The sequence below is a fragment of the Microcoleus sp. S28C3 genome (genome assembly GCF_036700785.1).
GTDB classification, from domain to species: Bacteria; Cyanobacteriota; Cyanobacteriia; order Cyanobacteriales; family Microcoleaceae; genus Microcoleus; species Microcoleus asticus.
In genome coordinates this window covers 1-1,345 of sequence record NZ_JAUBPO010000283.1, presented here as the reverse complement: position 1 = coordinate 1,345, position 1,345 = coordinate 1, and the positions used below count along the sequence as shown (strand labels likewise).

The following is a 1,345-nucleotide window of genomic DNA, read 5'->3' as shown; positions in this document are numbered from 1 at the left end:
ATGGATACACTTCATAAGCTTGTACTCTATGCTGCACAAATATCCTAGCACTCACGCCTTAAGAGAACAGTGCCCGAGTGGTGGGATATTAATTCAATACCACCGAATAGAATTCCGAGGCTCTACAAACGAAGTCCGCCTACGCGGACTGGGGGAGTCTTAAGAATATTGTAGCAATTTGATTTAAGAACTGGTGGAACGGTTGGAGGAGAGTTTTGTGTTGCGTCCTGCTACATGAAAGGTTGTAGAATTTAGTTTAAGCTAGCAATCGATCGACATCGATGCTAAAACCGCTCAGGATTTGTTGGGTGCTGGCGGTATCGCCGGCTCTAAATGTCAATATTTGATTTTGAGTCATCACAAATACTAAATGACTTTCGGGAAAAACTAACCAAACTTCCTGACAGCTAGATTGTAAATATTCTTGTGCTTTGAGAAAGACATCTTCAGCGATATCGGTGGGTGAAACTATTTCGGCAATTAAAGAAAAACTTTGGGGTAAAGTGGCAAGATTGCCAGATTGTGCAACTAATTCTGGTGTGAGATAAGCCACATCTGGGCGGCGAATTTGTTGGTTAGTGCGGCAAGGTGGTGAAATATAAACTTCTCCTCCTTGTTTGCTGGAAATCATGTAATTTGCCCAAGCACAACCCAGGCTTGATTGAATTTTACCATGCTTGAGCGTGGCTCCATTTTTCTCCACGAGTTGTCCGTCCACCCATTCCATGTTGTCGGGGGGATTAGCCATGAAGTCTTCTAAAGTAAAATTCTTCTGTGTAGCAGTAGCAGTGACCATAGTTATTTATTCGCTTTTAGTAAACTTACTTGTTACTATTATGAGCTATCGGGAAGGGCGATCGCACTTGGCGAGCGCACTTTGACCACAAAAAAGACAAATATCACCAACTCCACATCCTCAGTTATCAAGCAGTTTTCGGTTATGTTTTTGATAACGCCTTTCTTCAGACCAGTTTTTCAGCATTGACCATGTATCTCAACTCCTGATTTATTTGTTATTGGCAATGCTTGACAAATCTACTGAGTGATGATAAAGTTAAGTTTTACCCAATAGCATAACAAATTAAAAAATTTTGTGGGTTTAATTTATTATGACGAAAAAAACTCGTAAAATTCGTTGCGGGATTAATTACAAACATACTTTATTAGAATTATCTGTTAATAGGAAAGATCCATGTGAAGTAATTAGAGAACTAATTTCCAACTCCTATGATGCTACAGCATCTGTTATTGAAATATATCCTTTACTTGTATCGGCTCAATAAGTAGGGGTAGCAGAGGAAAATAAATGAAACGGGGTACACACAGTGTCATAGAATAGGACACA

At 39.6% G+C, this 1,345-nt stretch carries 1 protein-coding gene; it reads right to left on the bottom strand.

The window, feature by feature from the left end; translation table 11 throughout:
• Window positions 1-256 precede the first annotated feature (256 nt).
• Window positions 257-796 carry a Uma2 family endonuclease gene (locus tag QUA13_RS32470; RefSeq protein ID WP_333205206.1) on the bottom strand — a complete coding sequence of 180 codons (540 nt, stop codon included), beginning with the start codon at window positions 794-796 and terminating at the stop codon, window positions 257-259.
• Window positions 797-1,345 lie beyond the last annotated feature (549 nt).

Bases quoted from the DNA above. Each gene is read 5' to 3' on its own strand.
- QUA13_RS32470 (WP_333205206.1), bottom strand. From the start codon at position 796: ATGGTCACTGCTACTGCTACACAGAAGAATTTTACTTTAGAAGACTTC.